Origin of the sequence: Amycolatopsis kentuckyensis (assembly GCF_002155975.1) — a bacterium.
GTDB classification, from domain to species: domain Bacteria; phylum Actinomycetota; class Actinomycetes; order Mycobacteriales; family Pseudonocardiaceae; genus Amycolatopsis; species Amycolatopsis kentuckyensis.
On sequence record NZ_MUMI01000848.1, the window covers coordinates 1 to 806 of the forward strand.

Here is an 806-nt window from a genome sequence, read left to right on the forward strand (position 1 = left end):
CCTCGAACACCAGCGGCACGGTCTCCTCAGAGACGGCCTGGGCGGGGATGGCGGCCGGAGCCGCCGGCGCCTTGGCGCGCCCGGCGCCTCGGGGCTTCGCGGCCGGGGCGGGCTTCCGCCTGCGCCGGCTGGTGGTGTTGTTGGCCACGGGGTGTCCTCTCTACTCCGGCGCCTCGTGCAAGAGGCCACCGCGGTCGGCATCGGGTCGGTAGGGTTGTGACCAGGCCCTCCGAGGCCCCGGCAGCTCTAATGCCGAGGACTCGGAGGGCCGTTCTGCTGAGGGAAGGAGTCAGCGCCAGTCGGGCAGCTTGCTGCTGTCCTGTCCGAGGTGCTGGCGCAGCCAGGCGACGGCGGCCGGGCTCATCGCCCCGGTGTCCGGCTCGCTCAGCGGCGCGACGTCGATGTCGGCCATCGCGTCGGCCGGCGGGAGCAACCGCATGTAGTCGGGGTTGACACCGCCGACGTAGCGGAGGTTGCTCAGCTCGGTCACGTCGTACAGGACCTTGCCGGTGTCGGCGTGTTGCCAGGACCGCTCCACGCGGCCGACGAAGGTGTGGCCGGGCTTGCCGAGCCAGAACCGTTCGACGTCGCGGAACACGACGAAGTCGCCCTTGGTGTAGGTGACCTTGGGCTGCACGGCCTGCATCTGGGGCTGGGTCAACGTGCTCTCCTCACATCGCGTACACCGGTCGAGGCCGGTGGGTCCGGACTGCCCGGCTCCCAGTCACCGCCCGACCCGGCCGCCGGGGAGTCGGCGGGCGGTGCGGGCGGCTCAGGCAGCCGTCAGGCCGACCGCGAGGTGCTGG

1 protein-coding gene is annotated in these 806 nt (G+C 72.3%); it reads right to left on the reverse strand.

Features of this window, described 5'->3' with window-relative positions; translation table 11 throughout:
• Positions 1–289 precede the first annotated feature (289 nt).
• A complete protein-coding gene (locus CCN39_RS48600; protein ID WP_086751517.1) occupies positions 290–661 on the reverse strand; it encodes a hypothetical protein in 372 nt (123 codons plus the stop codon).
• Between the last annotated feature and the right edge of the window lie 145 nt (positions 662–806).